Origin of the sequence: Bradyrhizobium sp. JYMT SZCCT0180 (genome assembly GCF_018130165.1) — a bacterium.
GTDB lineage: Bacteria > Pseudomonadota > Alphaproteobacteria > Rhizobiales > Xanthobacteraceae > Bradyrhizobium.
Genome location: NZ_JAFCLZ010000001.1, coordinates 196,718 through 218,221 on the forward strand (window position 1 = coordinate 196,718; position 21,504 = coordinate 218,221).

22 protein-coding genes and 1 tRNA gene are annotated in these 21,504 nt (G+C 62.9%); 14 read left to right on the top strand and 9 right to left on the bottom strand.

Annotated elements, in window-relative coordinates:
- Window positions 1-17 precede the first annotated feature (17 nt).
- A complete protein-coding gene (locus JQ641_RS00910) occupies window positions 18-908 on the bottom strand; it encodes an amidohydrolase family protein (RefSeq protein WP_211993881.1) in 891 nt (296 codons plus the stop codon).
- Window positions 909-921: 13 nt separating this feature from the next.
- Entirely contained in the window at window positions 922-1,518 is a 597-nt protein-coding gene (locus JQ641_RS00915; protein ID WP_211993885.1) for a carboxymuconolactone decarboxylase family protein, read from the bottom strand.
- Here JQ641_RS00915 and JQ641_RS00920 point away from each other — a divergent pair.
- The 8 genes from JQ641_RS00920 (at window position 1,499) to JQ641_RS00955 (ending at window position 8,725) form a co-directional block, all read left to right on the top strand.
- The gene (locus tag JQ641_RS00920; RefSeq protein WP_211993887.1) at window positions 1,499-2,461 is read left to right on the top strand and encodes a Bug family tripartite tricarboxylate transporter substrate binding protein; all 963 of its coding nucleotides are present in this window, start codon (window positions 1,499-1,501) and stop codon (window positions 2,459-2,461) included. The genes JQ641_RS00915 and JQ641_RS00920 overlap by 20 nt on opposite strands.
- A gap of 15 nt (window positions 2,462-2,476) precedes the next feature.
- Window positions 2,477-3,370 carry an NAD(P)-dependent oxidoreductase gene (locus tag JQ641_RS00925; RefSeq protein WP_211993891.1) on the top strand — a complete coding sequence of 298 codons (894 nt, stop codon included), beginning with the start codon at window positions 2,477-2,479 and terminating at the stop codon, window positions 3,368-3,370.
- Window positions 3,367-4,359, top strand: coding sequence for a Gfo/Idh/MocA family protein (locus tag JQ641_RS00930; RefSeq protein ID WP_211993895.1), 993 nt, complete (start codon window positions 3,367-3,369; stop codon window positions 4,357-4,359). Before JQ641_RS00925 ends, JQ641_RS00930 begins: the two co-directional genes overlap by 4 nt.
- A complete protein-coding gene (locus JQ641_RS00935; RefSeq protein WP_211993898.1) occupies window positions 4,349-5,104 on the top strand; it encodes a GntR family transcriptional regulator in 756 nt (251 codons plus the stop codon). The genes JQ641_RS00930 and JQ641_RS00935 overlap by 11 nt, the downstream gene beginning before the upstream one ends.
- 228 nt (window positions 5,105-5,332) lie before the next feature.
- The gene (locus tag JQ641_RS00940) at window positions 5,333-7,045 is read left to right on the top strand and encodes an FAD-dependent oxidoreductase (protein WP_211993900.1); all 1,713 of its coding nucleotides are present in this window, start codon (window positions 5,333-5,335) and stop codon (window positions 7,043-7,045) included.
- Window positions 7,046-7,129: 84 nt separating this feature from the next.
- Complete coding sequence (locus JQ641_RS00945; protein WP_211994263.1) at window positions 7,130-7,591, top strand: hypothetical protein; 462 nt, start codon at window positions 7,130-7,132, stop codon at window positions 7,589-7,591.
- 119 nt (window positions 7,592-7,710) lie between these two features.
- On the top strand, window positions 7,711-8,427 hold the full coding sequence (locus JQ641_RS00950) for an AzlC family ABC transporter permease (RefSeq protein WP_192740372.1): 717 nt from the start codon (window positions 7,711-7,713) through the stop codon (window positions 8,425-8,427).
- Window positions 8,420-8,725, top strand: a complete 306-nt coding sequence (locus JQ641_RS00955; RefSeq protein ID WP_211993901.1) for an AzlD family protein — start codon at window positions 8,420-8,422, stop codon at window positions 8,723-8,725. Before JQ641_RS00950 ends, JQ641_RS00955 begins: the two co-directional genes overlap by 8 nt.
- A gap of 208 nt (window positions 8,726-8,933) precedes the next feature.
- Here JQ641_RS00955 and JQ641_RS00960 read toward each other — a convergent pair.
- A tRNA-Val gene (locus JQ641_RS00960) sits at window positions 8,934-9,008 on the bottom strand.
- Window positions 9,009-9,138: 130 nt separating this feature from the next.
- Complete coding sequence (gene cpdR, locus JQ641_RS00965) at window positions 9,139-9,498, bottom strand: cell cycle two-component system response regulator CpdR (RefSeq protein ID WP_074823489.1); 360 nt, start codon at window positions 9,496-9,498, stop codon at window positions 9,139-9,141.
- Window positions 9,499-9,827: 329 nt separating this feature from the next.
- On the opposite strand from cpdR, the gene JQ641_RS00970 reads away from it, so the two are divergent.
- The 5 genes from JQ641_RS00970 (at window position 9,828) to JQ641_RS00990 (ending at window position 16,040) form a co-directional block, all read left to right on the top strand.
- Entirely contained in the window at window positions 9,828-10,715 is an 888-nt protein-coding gene (locus tag JQ641_RS00970) for an N-formylglutamate amidohydrolase (protein ID WP_192740374.1), read from the top strand.
- 610 nt (window positions 10,716-11,325) lie between these two features.
- Window positions 11,326-12,105, top strand: a complete 780-nt coding sequence (hisN, locus tag JQ641_RS00975) for a histidinol-phosphatase (protein WP_211993905.1) — start codon at window positions 11,326-11,328, stop codon at window positions 12,103-12,105.
- A 79-nt stretch (window positions 12,106-12,184) separates the two neighbouring features.
- A complete protein-coding gene (locus JQ641_RS00980; protein ID WP_211993934.1) occupies window positions 12,185-12,712 on the top strand; it encodes an isochorismatase family protein in 528 nt (175 codons plus the stop codon).
- An 88-nt stretch (window positions 12,713-12,800) separates the two neighbouring features.
- Window positions 12,801-13,769, top strand: coding sequence for a Bug family tripartite tricarboxylate transporter substrate binding protein (locus JQ641_RS00985; protein WP_211993935.1), 969 nt, complete (start codon window positions 12,801-12,803; stop codon window positions 13,767-13,769).
- A gap of 555 nt (window positions 13,770-14,324) precedes the next feature.
- Window positions 14,325-16,040, top strand: a complete 1,716-nt coding sequence (locus JQ641_RS00990; RefSeq protein ID WP_211993936.1) for a hypothetical protein — start codon at window positions 14,325-14,327, stop codon at window positions 16,038-16,040.
- Window positions 16,041-16,138: 98 nt separating this feature from the next.
- Here the strand turns inward: JQ641_RS00990 and corA are convergent, their stop codons facing one another.
- From corA to JQ641_RS01010, 4 genes are all read right to left on the bottom strand, one after another.
- The gene (gene corA, locus JQ641_RS00995; protein ID WP_211993937.1) at window positions 16,139-17,104 is read right to left on the bottom strand and encodes a magnesium/cobalt transporter CorA; all 966 of its coding nucleotides are present in this window, start codon (window positions 17,102-17,104) and stop codon (window positions 16,139-16,141) included.
- A 21-nt stretch (window positions 17,105-17,125) separates the two neighbouring features.
- The gene (locus JQ641_RS01000) at window positions 17,126-17,977 is read right to left on the bottom strand and encodes a DUF4118 domain-containing protein (protein WP_249150129.1); all 852 of its coding nucleotides are present in this window, start codon (window positions 17,975-17,977) and stop codon (window positions 17,126-17,128) included.
- 186 nt (window positions 17,978-18,163) lie between these two features.
- Window positions 18,164-18,811, bottom strand: coding sequence for a glutathione S-transferase family protein (locus tag JQ641_RS01005; protein ID WP_211993938.1), 648 nt, complete (start codon window positions 18,809-18,811; stop codon window positions 18,164-18,166).
- A gap of 15 nt (window positions 18,812-18,826) precedes the next feature.
- Complete coding sequence (locus JQ641_RS01010) at window positions 18,827-19,720, bottom strand: LysR family transcriptional regulator (protein WP_211993940.1); 894 nt, start codon at window positions 19,718-19,720, stop codon at window positions 18,827-18,829.
- A gap of 198 nt (window positions 19,721-19,918) precedes the next feature.
- Between JQ641_RS01010 and JQ641_RS01015 the strand changes: the two genes are divergently transcribed.
- Complete coding sequence (locus JQ641_RS01015) at window positions 19,919-20,671, top strand: sulfite exporter TauE/SafE family protein (protein ID WP_211993942.1); 753 nt, start codon at window positions 19,919-19,921, stop codon at window positions 20,669-20,671.
- 80 nt (window positions 20,672-20,751) lie between these two features.
- On the opposite strand, the gene JQ641_RS01020 is transcribed toward JQ641_RS01015, so the two are convergent.
- Window positions 20,752-21,387 carry a LysE family translocator gene (locus JQ641_RS01020; protein ID WP_211994265.1) on the bottom strand — a complete coding sequence of 212 codons (636 nt, stop codon included), beginning with the start codon at window positions 21,385-21,387 and terminating at the stop codon, window positions 20,752-20,754.
- Between the last annotated feature and the right edge of the window lie 117 nt (window positions 21,388-21,504).

A 21,504-nucleotide genomic window follows, 5' to 3' on the forward strand; every position in this document is an offset into this window, starting at 1 on the left:
CAGCGTGATACCTCACGTCAGATCCGGTACAGCCGGCTCGCGGTGTCATGCAGGATGGCGGCCTGTTCGGCATCACTGAGATGCGCGATGGCGTTCCGGAAGGTGCGGTACAGCGTGCCGTAATCGGTCCAGAGCTTTTCGATCGGAAAATTGCTGCCGTAGAAGCAGCGATCCGCGCCGAACATCGCGACGGTTTCAGCCACGATCGGACCGATCAATTCGGCGCGGCAGGCGTGAACGAAGGTGCCGAGCCCGGAGAGCTTGACGTTGACATTCGGGCATTGCGCCAACGCGGCCATGCCGTCGCGCCAAAGCTGCCAACCCGACACCGACATATCTTCCAGCATACCGGCATGTTCCAGCACGAACACGATGTCCGGGAACGACCGCGCCAGCTTCGCGCCATCCATCATCTGGGAAGCGAAGATCTGCAGTTCGAACAACAGACCGTGATCGGCCAGCATCGCGAGCCCACGGCGCCAGTCCGCATCGTTCATGACGTCCGCGCGCGGCGCGAAGCGATATTGTGCGTTCTCATGCCAATGCAGCTGCTGCCGGATGCCCCGTGTCGCCGGCAATGCGGCCAGACGCTTGAGCAGCGTGCCGGCGTCGGGATCGGCGAGATCGGCATGGGCGACATTGGCGTGCGGCCAGCCCGCCGTATCCGCAATCGACTGAACCCACCGCGCCTCGTCGTAGCTCCGCCCCGCCGGCCAGTTGGTCTGGACATAGATCGATTTGACGATCTCGCAGTCCATGATGTCGCTGCGGTATTCGTAGATCGAGTAGTCGCGGCAGATCGGCTTGTAAGGTCCAAAGATGCGCGGCACGGGCGGCCCGGACAGCCAGGGCAGATCATTCAGGCGCCAGACATGATGGTGCGCGTCGACGGTTGGAACGGATTTCATCGACGGAATCTACTTATGGCTTCGTGGCGGGATCGGCGATCTCGCCGAAAACTTCGGCGGCGATGCGCGTAGGCTCGATCGCGGCCGGCACGCCGCAATACATCGCCACCATAAGCAGGACGTCCTGCACCTGCGCCGCCGTGCAGCCGTTCGCCAGCGCCCCCTTGGCGTGGACGCGGAACTCGGCGGGCTTGTTGCTCGCAGCCATCATGCCGAGCATCACCAGGCTGCGGACGTCGTCGGAGAGCGCCGGCCGCTCCCAGACGTCGCCATAGACATAGGCATTGATGATGTTCTGCAGCGGCGCGCCGAATTCGCCTGCTGCAGACATGCGCTCGGCGACATCGGCCTCGCCGAACAGCTTTTTGCGCCGGCGCAGGCCTCGGGCGTACAGTTCACTGGTGTCCAATTCGAACTCCCCACGCCGCGTTGGCAATTTGGCCCGATTTATACGGTTATTTCGCGAACGGATAGATCCGTATAAATAGCCATTTTCAGCCACCGTCTCTTGCACCATATCTATTTGTCCGTATAAATCCAGCACAGAAATTCGTAAAGAGATTTCGCCGATGATGGCTGGAGGAAACAGGATGAAGCTGCGCTTACGCATTCTCGCCGGTCTGGTCCTGCTCGGACTGTCGGGACCGCAGGCCAGCGCCGCCGACGACTATCCGACGCGGCAGATCAAGATCATCGTGCCGTTTCCCGCCGGCGCCGGACCCGACCAGGTCGCACGCCTGATCGGCCAGCGCCTGCAGGAAGATCTTGGGCAGACGGTCGTGATCGAGAACCGCAGCGGCGCGCTCGGCAGTCTCGGCGCGCAGGAAGTCGCGCGCAGCACGCCTGACGGTTACACCCTGCTGATGGGAACCAACACCACCCAGGCCAGCAACGTCGCGATGTTCAAAAGCCTGCCCTACGATCCGGCAAAAGATTTTGCACCTGTCATCCGCACCATCACGACAGCGATGGTGCTGCTGGTGAAGCCGGACTTCCCGGCCAGGGATCTCAAAGAGTTCATGGAATACGCCAGGAGCCGTCCGAACCTGACCGCGGGCTACGGGTCCGGCGCCTCGCAGATATCGAACGCGCAACTGCAGAGCCGGGGCGGCATGACGATCCTCTCGGCGTCGTATCGCGGCGTGCCGCTGGCGGTCACCGACGTGATCTCGGGCGTGATCGATCTGGCCTTTGCGGATTTCTCGGTCGCGATCCCGCAAATGCAGGGCGGCACGCTGCGCGGCATCGGTGTGACGTCGCCGAAGCGGAACGAACTGACGCCGGACCTGCCTCCGCTCGCCGATGCCATGCCGGGCTTCGAGGCGACGATCTGGTACGGGCTGCTGGCGCCTGCGAAGACGCCGGAGCCGGTCGTCAACCGGCTCTACACCGCAACCCAGAAAATCCTGTCGACGCCGGCGGTGCGCGAACGGCTTGCGAGCCTCGGCATGGTCGTTGCCCCGATGCCGCCGGCCGAATTTGGCGCATTCATCGCCAGCGAAATCACGCGATGGACGGCGGATGCCAAGGCCGCCGGCATCGAAGCCAAATAGGCACGGGATGACAGCATGACAACGGACGCGCCGGTCGGGATCGTCGGCCTCGGCCTGATGGGAATGGCGCTGTCGGCGCGGCTGATCGACGCAAAGATCCCGCTGGTCGGGTTCGATATCGACCCGGTCAGATGCAAAATGTTCAACGCCAGTGGCGGCATGGTCGCGAATTCGGTGCGTGAACTCGCCGGGCGCTCTCGAACGATCATCGTCGCCGTCTATAGCGGCGAACAGGTCGCGGCATTGTTCGATGACATCGACGATGGCGCCGGCGCCGCGCGGCCGGTCGTGATCTGCACCACGACCTGCGGCCCCCGCGAGATCGTCCGGATTGCCGCGCGCGCATCGGACGCCAGGCTGCCGCTGGTGGAGGCGCCGATATCCGGCACCAGCACCGAGGTGCTCGACGGCACCGCCACGGCGCTGCTGGCCGGCGACGACGGCGTCATCGACCACACCGGCGGACTTTTGAAGATTCTCTGCCCGCGCAGCCTCCGCATCGGCGCGATCGGCGATGCCAGCCGGGCCAAACTCGCGATCAACCTCATCCTGCAGAACAACCGCGCGGCCCTGGCCGAGGGAATCGCGTTCGCCGAACGCCTGGGTCTCGACGGACACACGTTCCTGGCGGCGGCGCGGCAATCGGCCGCCTATTCCCGTGTGATGGGCGCCAAGGGCGAGAAGATGTTGACGCGGGACTATCGGCCACAGTCACATATCGCGCAGACTTTGAAGGATGCCGAATTGATCATCGAGGAAGCCGGGCGATGCGGCATGCATCTGCCCCTCACCACCATCCAGGCCGAACTTCTGCGCGCCACGATCGCGCTTGAGGGCCCGGAGCGCGACAGCGCCGCGGTCATCGAGGCGATCCGGCGGCCATCGGCCCTAGCCGAGGTGTTGCGATGATCCGTGCCGCCATTGCCGGTCTCGGCCGCTGGGGCCGCAATCTGGTCGAAGCCGCCAGCGGCCATCCGCAGCTGAAAATCGTCCGCGCCGTCGAGCCTGACATGGCGGCGCAGCAGTTTTGCAGCCAGCACGATCTCGAACTGACCGCCGATCTCGATGCGGTCCTGGCCGATGACACGATCGGCGCGGTCCTGCTGGCGACGCCGCATTCGCTGCATCCGGCGCAGGTGATCGCCTGCGCCCACGCGGGAAAGCAGGTTTTTTGCGAGAAGCCGCTGGCGCTGACGCATGCCGACGCCGCGCGGATGTTCGGCGCCTGCCGCGAGGCCGGGGTCATGCTGGCCGTCGGCCACAACCGGCGGTTCTGGCCATCGATCCGCGCCCTGCACGAAACGCTGGCGAGCGGCCAGCTCGGGACCATCCTCCACGTCGAAGGCCACAACAGCAACGAAAACTCGCAGAAAATCACCAGCGGATGGCGGCTATCGCCGGAGGAATCGCCCGGCGGCGGCTTCACCGGCGCAGGCCTGCATGTGCTCGACGCCTTCGTCAGCATGCAGGGACCGGTGGAACGGGTCTATGCCCGGCTGCGTCAGCGCGAGACCGGCCCACCGCCGCTCGATACGGCGGTCGTGGCGCTGGATTTTGTCAATGGCGTCACCGGCACCCTTGCCACCGTGCGCGCAACGCCGTTCTACTGGCGCATACACCTGTTCGGAACGGACGGCTCCGCCGAGGTGCTGGATGAAGGGACCATGATCCTGCGAAAGAGCGGCGCTGCGCCGCAACGGCTCACCTATCCAGCTACCGACGTGCTGCGCGCCGAGCTCGACGCCTTTGCCAGCGCGATCGAGAACAAGGGTGCATTCCCGGTGCGGGAAGCCGAGGTGCTGGCGACCTTGTCGGCGTTCGAGGCGGCGTTGCAGTCGATGAAATCCGGCCTGCCCGTGCAATGTCTTCAAGAAAATGCCGGTCACCATGGCCGCTAAGAAAGAACCACGCAAATCGGCGCGCTATCGCGACATCGCCGCCGAGCTGCAGAAGGAAATCCGGCTCGGCTCGACGCCGGTCGGCGAACTGCTGCCGACCGAGACCGAATTGATGGCGCGCTTTGGCGCCAGCCGCCAGACCGTGCGCGAGGCGCTGCGGATCGTCACCGAACAGGGCCTGATTGTGCGGCGGGCCGGGCTCGGCTCGGTGGTGATCGCGGCCGAGCCGCCGGTATTGTTCACGCACAGCGTCAAATCGCTCAATGAATGGCTGCGATATTCCAACGAGACCTATCGCCAGGTGGTGGGCTCCAGCGATGTTGTCGCCGACCGCAACCTCGCCGCCCTGCTGAAATGCGAGCCCGGCAAACACTGGTTCCTGATCGAGGCGATCCGCCGCTCCGATGAATTTGCGGATCCGCTGGGATGGGTCGAAATCTATGTGCTGCGGAAATTCGCCGGCGTGGTGAAACGGCGCGATCATGGCCGCAGCCCCGTGCATGAGCAGATCGCAAAGATGTTCGGCGAGACCATCGAATACGCGCAACTTGAGGTGTTCGCGCGTGGCATGCCGGCGAAACTGGCAAAGGCGCTCGGGGTCAAGGCCGGCTCACCCGCGCTGACGATGGTGCGGCGTTATTACGGGCTGCGCGAGGAACTGTTCGAGGTCACCGTCACCACGCATCCGGAGGGACGGTACACGTACACCATGGACATGCAGCGCTCGCTGCGGCCGAAGGTGTAGGGTTGCTCTCCTCCCTCTCCCCGTTCTTTACGGGGTCGAGACGAGCGAAGCTCGCTCTTAGAGGGTTGGGGTGAGGGGCTCTCTCCGCCACCTATGGTCTATCGATGGACCTGTACCCCCTCACCCGCCGCGCTATGCGCGTCGACCTCTCCCCGCAAGCGGGGCGAGGTGAAGACAGCGGCGCCGAAACTTGCTTAAGTTTCCAAAATTGGATCACGGGGAGATCGCGTGGCGGGCAACGAACAAGAAACGTATCAATGCGACGTGCTGGTGGTGGGCTCGGGTTGTGCCGGCCTGTCGGCGGCGGTCACCGCGGGGCATCAGGGGCTCAAGGTGCTGGTGGTCGAGAAGGAGCCGCGCTTTGGCGGCACCACCGCGCGGTCCGGCGGTTGGCTGTGGATTCCCGGCACCTCGCTGGCGCGCAACTGGGGCATCGTCGAAAGCCCCGAGCAGGCGCGGACCTATCTGCGGCATGAGGCGGCCAATTCCTACGATGCCGCCCGCGTCGATGCGTTTCTGACCTCCGGGCCCGAGGCGGTGGATTTTTTCACCACAAAGACCGCGGTGCGTTTCGACATGCCGCTGACCTTTCCGGATTATCACGCCGAGGCCCCCGGCGGCACGCAGGGCGGCCGCTCGATGGTGACGCGGCCGTTCGACGGACGAGAACTCGGCGAGCACCTCAAGGATATCGGCGCTCCCCTGCCCGAACTCACCGTGTTCGGCATGATGCTGGGCTCCGGCAAGGAGATCGTCCACTTCATGCGCGCGACCAAGTCGCTGACCTCGGCGCTGTTCGTCGCCAAGCGGCTCTCGAAGCATCTCGTCGACGTGCTGCGTCATGGCCGCGGCATGAACCTCACCAACGGCAATGCGCTGGCCGGACGCCTCGCCAAATCGGCGTTCGACCTGAAGATCCCGTTATGGCTGTCGTCACCGGTGCGCGAGTTGATCAGCGATAGCGGCGCGGTGCGCGGCGCCATCGTCGAGCGCGACGGGCGCAAGATTCGCATCGATGCAAAGCGCGGCGTCATCCTCGCCTGCGGCGGCTTTCCGCATGATGTGTCGCGACGCAAGGCGATGTTCCCGCACGCCCCTACCGGCAACGAGCATTATTCGCCCGGCCCGACCGGCAACACCGGCGACGGCTTGCGGCTGGCGGAATCCGCCGGCGGCCGCGCCGAGGATTCACTGCCCAACGCCGCAGCCTGGGTGCCGGTCTCGATCACCACGCGCAAGGACGGCAGCAAGGGCGTGATGCCGCATTTCATCGACCGCGCCAAGCCCGGCGTGATCGCGGTGACACGCGAAGGCGTGCGCTTTGCCAATGAAGGCAATTCCTACCACGACTTCGTGCAGGCCATGATGAAGGTCGCAAAACCCGGCGAGGAGATCGCGGCGTTCCTGCTGTGCGATCATCGCGCCTTGCGCAAATACGGCCTCGGCTGCGTGCCGCCGTTTCCGATGCCGCTCGGCCATCACTTGCGCACCGGCTATCTCAAGCGCGGCGCGACCTTGGCCGAGCTCGCCGCGCAGGCCGGCATCGATGCCAAGGGGCTCGAGGCGACGGTCGCGCAGTTCAACAAGAACGCCGCCGACGGACAGGACCCGGCATTCGGAAAAGGCTCGCGCGCCTACAACCGCTACCAGGGCGATGCGCTGCACGGCCCCAACCCCTGCATCGCGCCGATCAAGGACGGCCCGTTCTATGCGATCAAGATGGTGATCGGCGATCTCGGCACCTATGCCGGCATCCGGACCGACGCCAATGCGCAAGCGCTCGATGCCGACGGCCAGCCGATCGCGGGCCTCTATGCCGTCGGCAACGACATGGCGAGCATCATGGGCGGCAACTATCCGGGCGCGGGGATTACGCTGGGGCCGGCGCTGACGTTCGGGTACATCGCGGGGAAACACATCGCGGGCGGAGGTCTGAGCTAATATCCGGAGCGAAACGCCGTCGCTTTTGGAACGAATCCGGATCGATGCGATTGTGTCGATCAAACCGGAGATTCTGACGTGGCTATGTTTCGGTTACTCGCTATCCTTGTCATCGGCCTAGTGCCGGCGACGGTCCTTGCGGCCAGCATCCAGTGGCAGCGATATGTCATCCCGAGCACCGGGACGAATGTCGAAATTCCCGTGACGATTTTCAGCAGCGACACCGAACTGCCGGATGGTGGAACCGGGAGGCGTTTCTACACCGACGATCGCCGCGCTGATTTGACCGTCCAGTCGGTTGCAAATCCCGAGAACTATTCGCCCGCAGCGTTTCTGGCGAAGAAAAATCCGCCGCCCGGCATCATTTATCAAAGGGTGACACCGAATTTCTTCGTGGTGTCCAGCATCCGCAACGACCGGATCTGGTACAACCGCTGCAACCGCTCGGCTGGTTACATGAATTGCGTCATGATCAATTATCCCGCCGCGGAAAAGCGGCAATGGGATGGCGTGGTTACACGAATAAGTCACACGTTGGCGAACTAGCATTGGCGAGCGACCGCTGTCGAGCAAGGCGTGCGCCACAACGGATTTGGCGTTAGGTCCTCTGCTGCTCAGGCGCCGACCCGATTGACCAAACCAGCGCTTCGCTTTCAAATAGCCGCATGGCGGAGCAAACGACGGTAACCGAACCGGCACAAATTCCACGCTTCACCGCGAAAGGCGTGTGGCGTGGCTGCGTTGAAATCGCACCGATCGCCGTGTTCATCATCCCGTTCGGGATCGCGTTTGGCGTCGCCGCTTCCGCCAAGGGTATCGCGCCGGAAGTCAGCATCCTGATGAGCATCGCGATCTATGCGGGCGCCTCGCAATTCGCGCTGCTGGATCTCTGGTACGCGCCGCTGCCGCTGGCGACGCTGGCGCTCACGGTGCTCGCGGTCAACGCACGGCACATTCTCCTCGGCGCGGCGCTCGCGCCGTGGCTGCTGCAGATCCCGATCAAGGGGCGGCTGGCGGCGCTGATCGGGCTCAGCGACGGCAGCTTTGCCTACGCCATGTCCGCCCGCGAGCGGGGAGAAGTCGACGCCGGCATTCTGTTCGGCAGCGGCATCGCGATGTGGCTGATATGGATCGCCAGCACCGCGGTCGGCGCCCTTGCGGGTTCGTTTCTCGGCGATCTGACGCGCTTCGGCTTCGATGCGGTCATGGTGACGTATTTCGCGGCCGTCGTCGTCGGCCAATGGAAGGGGACCAAGGACCTGTATCCCTGGCTTGCGGCGGCGGCGGTTGCCGTGATCGGGACGTATGTACTGCCGCCGGGCTGGCACATCATCGCGGGCGCGCTGGCCGGCGGGATCGTCGGAACCTGGCGCCATGGTTGATACGGTTGCGGCGGTTGCCGCCGTCCTGCTGCTGACGTTGATCACGATGGCGACGCGGGTCGGCGGCGTCTGGATGATGTCTTACGTCAAAATCACGCCGCGCATCGAGGCCTTCCTCAAATACATGGCGGTATCGGTGCTGATTTCGATCGTCGTTCCGACAACGCTGGCCGCGGCGCCGCGGATCTGGATGGCGGTCGCGGCGGCCGCGATCGTCGCCGCCGTCACCCGCAGCGCGCTCAGCGCCATGCTGGTGGGCGCGGCCGTGGCGGCGGCGGTGAAGACTTTGGGGATGTGAGGGATGGGGCGGTCTTGCCTGCGGAGACAGTCCGTCTTCGCTTTCGCTACGCTCAAGCTTCGCCGGACACGCTTCGACCTGAAGGTCTCCGCGTGGCTTGCCTGGCCCGCCTACGCCAAGAGGCTTCGGCGAGGCAGCCTTCGCACACTTCGCTACGATAGAATTGAGTTCGGCTTGCCCAGCCGTAGCTCGCGAAGCGAGCGAAGGCTGGTGGGCGCGACAGGGATCGAACCTGTGACCCCTACCATGTCAAGGTAGTGCTCTCCCGCTGAGCTACGCGCCCTAGATTGGGATGACCATCCCGCTCCAGCTTTGATCGTATTGGGTGCGGTCCGTATATCGGCTCCAAAGCGCCCCCGCAAGGATGCTTCTGGGTAATTTCCGGTGTGATTTCGAGCTAAATGGTACCCGAATCAGGCCGCAAGCATCTTGTTCACTTCGCTGACCAATTCGCGAAGATGGACCGGCTTGGCCAGCACCTTGGCGTTTTTCGGGGCTTCCGAATCGGAATTCAGCGCTACGGCCGCAAAGCCGGTGATGAACATGATCTTGATATCGGGGTCGAGTTCCGAGGCGCGGCGCGCCAGTTCGATGCCGTCCATTTCGGGCATCACGATATCGGTCAGCAGCATCTCGAACGGCTCCTCGCGCAGCCGCTGATAGGCCGACAGGCCGTTATCATGGGGCGAGACCTGAAATCCGGCGTTTTCCAGCGCCTTGACCAGGAAGCGGCGCATGTCGTTGTCGTCTTCGGCGAGGAGGATTTTGTGCATGGCGGTCTGTCGTCGAATCCGGCTTGGAGGGTCAGTCTGCACACTAAGCCCGACAGACGGTAAAGATCGGGTGAAAGGCAGCAGTGTGCAGGTCACGGAGAGCGGCGCTATTTCTGTACCGGAACGCGCCAGAGATCAATCAAGGCAGGCGTTTTCCGCATTTGAGATGTGTTCCAGCACCATTGCGGCTTTTTTCACTTGGCAGAATGATTGTGATTACCGACAATGCGTTCTCATAAAATCTCTGGTTTTCCGGCAGAATCGGTTGCTCTATCGCGAGTATTGATCGACTGCCTGGGAAGCACGGATCCAAGGGACGGCGCCCGACGATGACCCAGTTTGATGGCGAACTGTCGCCTCCGTTCGAGATCGTGGAGCCGGCCAGCTGGCGGGCGCCGATCATCTTCAATTCCCCGCATTCCGGCTCGGTCTATCCGCTGGAATTCCTCAACGGCTCCCGGATCGATCTGGCAGCATTGCGCCGCTCCGAGGATTCGTTCATGGACGAACTGATCGCCGATTTGAGCGATCGCGGCTTTCCGACGGTGCGGGTCAATTTTCCGCGCTCCTATGTCGACGTGAACCGCGAGCCCTATGAGCTCGATCCGCGCATGTTCACCGGCCGGCTGCCGAGCTTTGCCAATACCCGCTCGATGCGGGTCGCCGGCGGTCTCGGCACCATCCCGCGCGTGGTCGGCGACGGGCAGGAGATTTACCGCGAACGGCTCAATGTCGACGAGGCGCTGGGCCGGATCGAGGCGCTCTACAAGCCCTACCACCGCGCCTTGCGGCGGCTGATCAACAAGGCGCACCAGGCGTTCGGCACCGTGATCCTGGTGGATTGCCACTCGATGCCGTCGATCGGCGTATCGCGCGACGAGCCGCGGCGGCCCGATATCGTGATCGGCGACCGCTACGGGACCAGCTGCGCCGCCCTGCTGCCCGACGTCGTCGAGGACGTCATGAGCGGGCTCGGCTATTCGATCGGCCGCAACAAGCCCTATGCCGGCGGATTCATCACCGAGCATTACGGCAACCCGGCAAGCGGACTGCACACCGTGCAGCTCGAACTTAACCGCGCGATCTATATGGATGAACGCCGCCGCGAGCGCTCACCGCGCTTTGCGCAGGTGGCGGCCGATTTCGCTGTTCTGGCCGACGCGCTGGCCAACGTGCCGCTCGGCGACCTCGGGCCGTTCCAGGCCGCGGCGGAGTAGGCTGCGAACTCTTCGTCATTCCGGGGCGCGCCTCTTGGCGCGAGCCCGGAATTCATTCATCGACGTCACATGCTGCCTGATGGATTCCGGGCTCGCGACTTCGTCGCGCCCCGGAATGACGGAGACAAGAAAAAAGGGCCGCTTGAATGAACAAGCGGCCCAAGTCTAGGGAGGAAACGCCCAAGGAGGGCAGCGATAGGGCGAGGCCCTACCGCACCGCAACAATATGCGGCCGCGCTGCACAAAACGCAAGTCCTTTCGAAACTTTGCCTGCGTAATCCCGGCGAGGCTGGCCGTTATGCAACAGGTCAGTTAAATACAATTTTTACTTTTATATTCAATAGCTTGCGAAGAAAAATCCGTGGGAACCCGGTGTTACGGAGCGGCCACAATTCACAAATCTCGATGTTGTGAATAGCCGTGTCACCAAAAATGCATGCCTAAACGAAGCCGATTCGAAACCTCGAAGGGAGCCCTGAGTCGGATGAAAAGGGGCACCTGCGTCGGATGAGATGGGAATAACATTCCGTTAATCGTGCGCGGATCTCAGGATTGAGCTAGGCAAGAACGCGAACGCTTGAACGCCCCTCCGCCCTTTCAAGGAACTGCCGTGACGGTCATCGATTTCACAGCCTTTATCGGCCGCCTTGCAACCGCCTCCGGCGAAACCATTCTGCCGTTCTTCCGGACCTCGCTTTCGATCGACAACAAGAGCGCCAAGGATTTCGATCCCGTCACCGAGGCCGACCGCGCCGCCGAGGCTGTCATGCGCCGGATGATCAAGGGCAACTTTCCACAGCACGGCATCGTCGGCGAGGAATTCGGCAATGAGCAAGAAAACGCCGAATATGTCTGGGTGCTCGATCCGATCGACGGCACCAAATCCTTCATCGCGGGATTTCCGATCTGGGGCACGCTGATCGCGCTGATGCACCGGGGCACGCCGGTGTTCGGGATGATGCACCAGCCTTATATCGGCGAGCGTTTTTCCGGCGACAGCGGCTCGGCGCAATATTCCGGCCCCTCCGGCGAACGGAAGCTTTCCGTGCGGCGCTGCGCCTCGCTGGCGGACGCGACTTCCTACACGACAAGCCCGCTATTGATGAACGCCGCCGACCGGGCCGCCTTCGGCCGGGTCGAAGAGGCGGTGAAGCTGACGCGCTATGGCGGCGATTGTTATTCCTACTGCATGCTGGCGGCCGGCCATCTCGACCTCGTGGTCGAGACCGAGCTGAAGCCCTATGATATCGCCGCCCTGATCCCGATCATCACCGGCGCCGGCGGCATCGTCACCACCTGGGACGGCAAGCCCGCCCAAAACGGCGGCCGCATCATCGCCGCCGGCGACGCCCGCGTGCATGAAGCGGCGATGAAACTACTCAACAGCTAGCGCATTCTTTAAAGACGATCTTCAGGCAAGCGCTTGGTGTTTGCCCGGCGATCGTGCTCCAGGCCACCGAAGGCATCGCATGGACGCACTGCTGATCGTGGACATGCAGGTCGGGCTGCGGAGCGGCGATCCCAAGCACGATCTGCCTGATGTCATCGACCGCATCAACCGGCTCGCCGCCAGCGTGCGCGCGCAGTCCGGCATGGTCATCTTCATTCAGCACTGCGGCGACGCCGGCGACGATTTCGAACCGCAATCGCCGGGCTGGGCGCTGCTTCCCGAACTTGTCAGGGATCCCGCCGATGTCGTCGTTCAGAAGAGCATGAACGACCCCTTCGCCGGCGCCGAGCTGCAGGCCCGCCTCGGCAGGATCGCGCCGGACCGCGTGCTGGTGACCGGCTGGGCCACCGATCTGTGCGTCGATGCGACCGTCCGATCCGCTGTCTCGAACCAGCACAACGTCGTCGTGGTGACCGATGCCCACACCTTGAGCGACCGCCCCCACCTCGATGCGGTCAGCGTCATGCGGCATCATCATTGGGTCTGGTGCAATCTCATTTCCCAAAAACCCGTCCGCCTCGCGGCCACCGACGAACTCGTGCCTTGACCAAGCGATGACGTAACCCGGGGTGCAAAAAATCTGCTATAAGCCACGACGCGACAGACGCTTTAGACATCTGCGCAGGGAGGCTTGCATGAGGATTTGGGGCGCGCTGGCGGCTGGATTGTCGCTGCTATTATTGCCGGCCGCGGGCACGGCACAGGATTTTCCAACCAAACCGATCAAATTGATCGTGCCGTTCCCACCCGGCGGGCCGAACGACATCATTGCCCGCGTGGTCGGCCAGCGCATGTCGGAACTGGTCAAGCAGCCGATCGTGATCGAAAATCGCAGCGGACAGGCCGGGGTGCTGGGCACCGACGCGATCGCGAAAGCCGCGCCCGACGGCTACACCATCGGCATCACCAGCGCGAGTTCGCTCGTCATCAACCCGTCACTGGAGAAAATGCCCTACGACGTGCGGAAGGATCTCGCACCAGTCACGCTTGTTGTGACCGTGCCGGAAATGCTGGTCGTGGCCAGCAACGTTCCGGCCAACAACATGGCCGAACTCATTGCCCTCGCCAAGGCGCAGCCCGGCAAGCTCAATTTTGCCTCCGCCGGCGTCGGCGGCCTGCCGCATCTGGCCGGCGAACTGTTCAAGCTGACCGCAAAACTCGACATCGTGCATGTGCCGTATCGCGGCGCGGCGCCCGCCATCAACGACCTGCTCGGCCAGCAGGTGCAGATGACGTTCCTCGACCTGCCGGTGATCCTGCCGCATATCAAGGCGGGCTCCCTGAAGCCAATTGCACTGGGCTCCCCCACCCGCGCGCCGACCGCGCCCGACGTGCCGACCACGGCGGAAGTCGGCATGCCCGATCTGTTGATCGAAAACTGGTATGGCATGATCGCGCCGGGAGGCACACCCGAGAAGATCATCACTGAGCTGAACCGCATCGCCAACGAGGCGATGGCCGACGCGAGCGTCAAGGCAAAACTCGCCGATCAGGGCCTCACCGTGGCCGGCGACAGCCCGGAGCATTTCCGCGGCTTCATCGACTCTGAAATCAAGAAGTGGTCGAAGGTGATCAAGGACGCAGGCCTCGAAACGGCGAAGTAATTCTCGCCAGGGATGCCGCTGTGCTCACGCCCCGCTGCCGCTCTCGCTTCGGCGCGGGGGGCAGAAAAAGACGCCGCTACGAAATCCTCCTGGTGCCTCCGCCAGCGCAGGACGTAGCGGCTAGTATCGCGCGCGGATCAGGCAGCTGCTTACCTGCCGGTCGCAGTAGAGCATGCATTTGTTCTGATGCCCTCGCCAGTCACCGCCCCCGCCCGTGGGGTTGGCACATCTGCCGACGCAATTTGCGGCCCGATCCTCGCATCGCGAGGCTGTCACGGCTTCTGCCTGTGCATTGAGGAGCATTCCGGTGCCTATGAGGGTGATCGCGAAGAAAAGGTGCCGTGTCATGGTCTGACCTCCTGAAAAAGCCATGAGACGCTCGCCAGCCTACTCCTTTCGAAAATGTCGTCTATTGGCCTTTGCGCCATTCCCGCTGCAATGCGGAATTTGGCGTCGTCCGCTTGCAGCGTGCGACAGCAACGCGCTGATAATGCTTGGTGCTTTTGCCGTATGGTTCAGTATTCTGGCCTCCAAACCGAATGTCGAGGACGTGCCATGGTGTCGCAAACGATCGACGGGCTGGACTCCAAGGTGGACTCCAAGGCGCGCCTGGCATCGGACCCGATCGAATCCACGCCCGAATCCACACCGCTGGTGCGCACCTTCCACCAGATCCTGCTCTGGCCGCTTCAACTGCTGCCGCTGAAGGAAGGTTCGCAAATCCATCATCACTGGGAGCTCCTCGAGAAGGATGCTGGCCGGATCTGGAAGGAAGTGGATGACGAATTCTGCGCCGATCCCGACGCCTTCCAGGAACGGCACTATCGCGAGTTCGTGACGTTCCTGCCCTATGTGCAGCGGCTGCTGTACGGCGAAGGCGCCAAGCGCCGCTCCATGGCCGCCTACGGCGAATCCCCGATAAAAGCTTACCGCCGGACGGACGTGGCAGCGGTGCGGATCCTCTTCCCCGAACGGGACGCACCTGTCGTCTTCGATGTCCGGCACGTCGATCTCTATTTTTTCTATGACGTCGACCTCGTCATTCTTGCCGTCGAAGTGTCCGGCTCCGACCTGCCGCTCGACGTGGTGCAGGACTCCCTGCATCGGTTCGGCCGCGCCTATCCTGCGGGCTGGACCGCAGAGGGAGACGGCATCAACTGCCCCCGCAAGGTGGAATGGCTGGCGGCAGACGGGCGCGTGCTCGCGGTGTCGGACTACGAGGACAGAAAGCAGTATCTGGCATCGGTATGTCGCGAGCGGGCGCCGCCGCTCGCCGCGCACTGGCAATATTTGCTCAACCCGATGGCGGCCCATCACTCCGATCAGGCGGGAGCGCTGCGGTTCCGCCAACTCGAATATTATCGCATGCCGTTGATGGCTTATCTCGCCGTCGAGCATCCCGAGCGGCTGACGCGGGCAGACTTCGCCCGGCTAGCCTACGCGAACGCGCCCGGCGACCGGCATGCGCTGCCCTACTCCGAGAAGTATCTGACGAGCTTCGAAGAAAACCATTGCTACGACAGGTACTATGACGAAACTCAATCCGACGCCCGGCTGCGCACACGCGTGATGTGCTGCGATCACGCATTCCTCATCGTCGGCGACGCCGCAAGGCCCGTATTCCTGGATGCGGAGCGCGGCGTTCTTGGCCAGTTCCGTCATCAGTTCTTTCTGCTGGCGCTGATCGCGCACATGCACAAGGGCGCCTTGCTGATGATGTCCGACCGCCTCGTACACGCCGTCACGCGCCTCAATATCGAGCAGCAGGAAACCGTGCGACGATTCCGCGCCGAGATCAGGGGCCTGCTCGAAATATTCCTTCGCTTCACCCACCGCTACTGGTTTCACGACGTATCGGAGCACGTGCAGACGCGCGAGGTGTTCCACGCCCTGGTCAAACACCTCGGCACCGATCGCCTGTACGTCGATATTCGGGAAGAGCTGAAGGATATGGGCGCCTATCTCGACAGCGATCTGCTGCGTCGCCAGTCGAACATCTTCCTCAGGCTGACCGTCGTGACCATGATCGGCCTGATCGGCACCACCACGACCGGCTTCCTCGGCATGAGCAGCCTGATCGCCGCAACCGACCATCATCTCGCGGCGAAGGCAGTTTACGTAGCCGTAACGGCGGCCGCTTTCGCCGCCCTCACGCTCTATACGCTGGCAAAGTCGCAGCGCATTGCGGGTTTCCTCGATGCGCTGACCAACGAACGATTGCCGCTGCGAAACAAGGCCGACGCACTGCTGGATATCTGGCGCAGGAAGTGATGATTTATTGCCGCTTTTGGCGAGATAGCGGCCATTCGGCCGCAGCGTGATCTATCGATTGCCACCGACTCGGTAAAGCGGCGAGCCACAAACTCGTATCAGAGCCACCGGGCGCGCTTGAAACGCACATAAAGCACCGCGCAAAGCAGGGCGATAATTCCGACCACGACAAAGTAGCCGTACTGCGTCTTCAGCTCGGGCATGTTTTCGAAATTCATGCCGTAGATCCCGGCGATCGCGGTGGGCACGGCCAGGATCGCGGCCCACGCGGCCAACTGCCGCGTAATCGCGCTCTGACGCTGCTGCTCCAATAGATTGCTCACTTCGAAAACCGAGGTCAGCACGTCTCGCAACGAGTTCACCATCGCTTCGACGCGCCGCACGTGGTCCAGGACGTCTTGAAAATAGGGCCGGGCGTCGGCATCGAGGCACGGTGTCTCAAGGTGTACGAGCCGGCCGCAGACCTCCATCATGGGGCCGATAATTCGCTGAAAGCGGATCAGTTCCTGGCGCAGCCCGAAGAGCCGTTTGACGTCCGCGCGACTGAGGAAGCTGTCAAGCGCGCTTTGCTCCATCTTGAGAACGTGTTCCTCGATCGTCTCGACCACCGGCAGGTATCCGTCAACGATAAAGTCGAGGATGGCGTGCAATACATAATCCGGACCATGTCTCAGCAGGCTGGGAGCCGCTTCGAGTTGGGCGCGCAATTCGCTGTGCGCCCGAGCCGAGCCATGCCGAACCGTGATGATAAAATTCTTTCCGACAAAAATCGCTGTTTCGCCATAGGCGATGTGATCCTGCTCAAGATGAGCCGTGCGCGTCATGACAAACAGCTGGTCGCCGTAGACGTCAACCTTCGGCAGCTGGTTTGCCTTGAAGGCGTCCTCGATCGCGAGCGGATGAAGCCCGTAGTTCTTCTCGAGTTGCTCAAGCTCTCGTTTCGAAGGCTCGAACAACCCGATCCAGACAAACTCGGACTTGCCCTTGCAATCGATGGGCTCGTCCAGCGAAACGGTCCTTGCACTCTTGCCGTTGCGATACAGGTGGGCAGCCACGACGCTCACAACAAACTTCCTCCGGACGACCTATTCAGCGGGGCTTCCAGCCCGTGCATGTTGACGGTCTAGCACCAGGGCCAAAACACTCACAACGATGTTGACGAGCGTATCCGGCGACGAAGGGCGTTCATCCGGGTCGAACGCCAGTCCAATGACGGCATTCGGGCCTCCCGCCGTCTTTACGGGCCAAAAATCGAACCGCGACGCCAGGTTCGGATAGACTTCGCCACGCAGTACAGTTCCCGTCGACAGAGATGATCGCGCCGCATTCAGTTCGGCCTCCTGGGGTTCCACATCGCCGGCTGCCTTGAGGGAAACGACCCTGTCCCCGGTAACGAGCATCACGACAGCGGGAACCTGGAAGATCGCTGCAAGGGCCTGGGAAGTGATCGAGACGATCGCGTTGGTATCGTCGGCCGCGACGACGTCACGGCTATAGTTTTGCAGCGCCGTCGCCTGCCTTTTTAACGAGGCCGCTTCGGCCGCCCTCCGGCCGGAGGTGAAGGCAACGCCACTCGCAATGAGGCCGACCACGAACAGCAGCCCGATCGCCCAGATGTTTGCCACATCGTCAACGGCGAGTGAGTAGCGAGGTTCAATGAAGAAGAAATTGAAAGCAAGGGCGCCAAGAACAGCCGAACACAGCGCCGGTCCCAAGCCGAGGCTGACGCCCGCGATGATCACCGGCACGACGAAAACGAGGGACAAATTGGGAATCGCAATCTTGCTGTCCACGCCGATCGCGACGACCGTCGCCAGGGCGATCATTGCGATTGAAGCAAGGTAGCGCATCACCGGCGATGCGATCGGGCCCAGGAGGCTATCGGTATCGGACGCCGGTGCAATGTCCAACGGCAGCTTCGATTCAATATTGACCATCGCTTCAACTCCTGGCTGGTACGCAGGGCCACACCGGTCGGCGACGTCGCTCGATAGTGGTTCCGACCGCATATAGAGATCGGTGCGTCGGCATATAAAATCGATGTGATAAACCTGCGAGCGATATAGGAATCTCATAGGGAAGTCGGTTCGACGGCGATGGCCAAGTTGGACTTAAAGAAGGCCTCAGTAATCCAGCCGCCCGAACAATTCGCCGAACGGGATCATGATGTGGGTCCGGTATGCGTCACGCCCCTGCAGCGTGCGATACCAGCGTTCGACCTGCGGCAATGACGGGCGGTCGATTTCCAGTTCGAAGTAACGATAGAGCGACGTCCCGGCCGTGATGTCGGCAAGCGACAAGCTTTCGCCGAGCAGGAAGCTGCGCCCCTCCAGCAACCGGTCGAGTTTTTCGAAATCCCTGGCGCAACGCGCCAGCGCCGCATTGATCGCCGGCCAGTTCCGCTTTGCTTCCGGCGTCCGGTAAAGCCCCCAGAACACGCCGGTGAGGAAATCCGGTTGCAGCGCGGTTTGTGACCAGTCCATCCAGCCGTCGACGGCGGCCCGCGTGACGGGATCATCGGACCAGAAGCGTCCGGCGCCATGGCGTGCCGCCAGATACCGGAGAATCGCATGCGATTCCCACACCACGGCGTCGCCGTCCTTGATGACGGGAATCCGGCCGTGCGGGTTCATCGCGAGAAATGCCGGCGCATCGAGTCCGCCGGCCGAACCGCCGGCGTCGATTTGCTCATGGGCAAGATCGAGTTCGCCGATCAGCCACATGACTTTCTGGACGTTGAACGAACTGCGGCGTCCCCAGACCTTCAGCATTGCGTTTCCTCCAAATTATTTCGGCGCCATCTTGCGCAGATGTTCCACCAATTGCTGCGCGGGCTTCGGCAGCGACTTGAAACTACGGGCGCAGATCGCAAGCTGGCGGTTGGCCCAGGGGTCCCTGATCCTGACGACATTGATCTTCATCGAGCGCGCGCAGCGCTTGGCCGCCACTTCGGGCATCACGGCGACGCCGATGCCGGCAGAAACCATCTGCCCGATCGCATCGAAATTGTTGAGCCGGGCGCGGAACCGCAGGCGCGCGCCGAGCCGCGCGGCGTGGCCGGTGACATGGGCGTGCAGCGCGCTCGAGGTGATCAGGCCGACGAAATCCCGCTCCACCACCTCGCGAAAATCGACCTGCCGCCGGTTCGACAATTCGTCCTGGCGCGCGGTGACCAGCACCAGGCGGTCTTCGCTATAGGGGATTCGCTCGATGCCGTCGGGCAGCGCGTGTTCAGCGGCGAGCCCGAGATCGGCGGCGCCGCTGGCGATGGCCCGCGCGATGTCGGCGCTTTCGCGCTCCTCGACGTCGATCGAGATATGCGGATGCTGGCTGAGGAACGCGGCCAGCGCCTTCGGCAGATATTCCGACAGGCCGGAAGTGTTGGCGAGGAAGCGGACGGTGGCCTTGACGCCGCGCGAGAACGCGGCGAGATCGCCGCGCATCGCGTCCACATTGTGCATGACGATGCGGGCGTGATCGAGCAGGCTTTCGCCGGCCGGCGTCAGTTCGACGCCGCGGCGGCCTCGCTGCAGCAGTGAAACGCCAAGCGCGGTCTCCAGGCCCTTGATGCGCGCGCTGGCCGAGGCCAGCGCCAGATGCACGCGATTCGCGCCATTGGTGATGCTGCGCGTCTCGGCCACCGCGATGAAGAGCTGTAGGTCGACCAGATCGAAGCGCATCACGAATTCCCTAACCCTCATGGTGAGGAGGCGCCCTTGCGCCATCTCGAACCATGAGGCCCGTGGCCCATCCTTCGAGACGCACGCTAGCGCGTGCTCCTCAGGATGAGGCTGGTGTAACCTGCCTTCGGCCTGGCCGAATGCTGTCTCCGTAATCTCCAGATTGTGCCTGATAGCGCGATCGGTCAATGTGGCCGCATGATCGATTCCATGCTCATTCTCATCGCGGCCGCGTTCCTGCTCGCCGGTTTCATCAAGGGCGTCATCGGGCTCGGCCTGCCGACGGTGTCGATGGGCCTGCTCGCGGTGACGATGCCGCCCGGCCAGGCGATCGCTATCGTGATCGTTCCGGCGATCGTCACCAATATCTGGCAGACCTTCGGCGGCCCTTATCTGCGCGACATCATGCGGCGGCTGTGGCCGCTGATGGTCGGCACCGTGATCGGCATCTGGCTCAACGGCGGACTCTTGACCGGGCCCTATGCGGCCTATGGCACCGTCATCCTCGGCGTGCTGCTGGTGATCTATGCCATCGTGGGCCTCAGCAAATTCAGCTTCAAGGTCGCGCAACGCGACGAGAAGTGGATCGGCGGCATCGTCGGCCTTGTCACCGGCGTGATCTCGGCCGCGACCGGCGTTCAGGTCATCCCCTCAATGCCGTTCATGCAGGCAATCGGCATGCAGAAGGACGAACTGGTGCAGGCGCTCGGCGTGTTCTTCACGGTCGCCACCGTGGCGCTCGCCTTCAACATCACCGCGGCGGGCCTGCTGACGGCCGCAACCGCGCTGCCGGGCGCGGTGGCGATGGCGGCGTCCTTTGCCGGCATGTTCATCGGCCAGGCGGTGCGAACGCGGATGCAGCCGGACGTGTTCCGCCGCTGGTTCCTGATCGCGATGATCTTCCTCGGGCTCTATCTCGCCGTCGGCGGGTTTCTGAAAATACACGGCTAGAGCGTGATGATTTCTCGATGCGTTTTCCTGACGCAGACCGGACTACCGCGCCTAACGACGCCTCACCCAAATGGGGTAGGTCAGCGGGTCTGCAGCATCGCCACGCGAAACCCGAGATAGACGAACATCCCGCCGAGCACGCGGTTGATCCAGACAATCACGCGCTGGGAGTGCCGGATGCGGGAGGCTGCCTTCGACGCAAACGCCGCGACACCGAGGCACCACAGCGTCCCGTTGAAGATGAAGATCAGGCCGAGGGCCAGGAAGGCCGCCGTCTTGTGTGGCGAATCAGCGGCCACGAATTGCGGCAGGAACGCCAGGAAAAACAGTGCCACCTTCGGATTGAGCGCGTTGGTCAAGGCCCCCTGCCAGAACACCTTGCGTAGCGGGATGGCATCGTCCTGCACGGCTATGTCGGCGACCGGACTCTGGCGTGACAGCAGCATCTGGATGCCCGTGAACACCAGGTAGGCCGCCCCAACCAGCTTCAGGACGGTGAAGGCGGCCGCCGACGTCAGCAGCAGCGCCGACAGCCCGATCGCGGCGCCGAACACGTGAACCAGGCAGCCGAAGCTGATGCCGAGCGCAGCCGCCGCCCCGCCGCGCCACCCCAAATGGATGCTGCGGCCGATGATGTAGGCGGTATCGGGCCCCGGCGTGACGTTGAGCAGCAGCCCCGAGAGGATGAACAACCAGAGTTCGTTTATGCCGAGCAGCTCGCCCATGATTTTGACCAGTTCCCTCGTGACAACCCATTGTTCCAGCGCATGCCAATCACAATTGGATTGCGTTACTATCACTTCTGGATCGGCCTTTCGCCAGATACAGCGTAT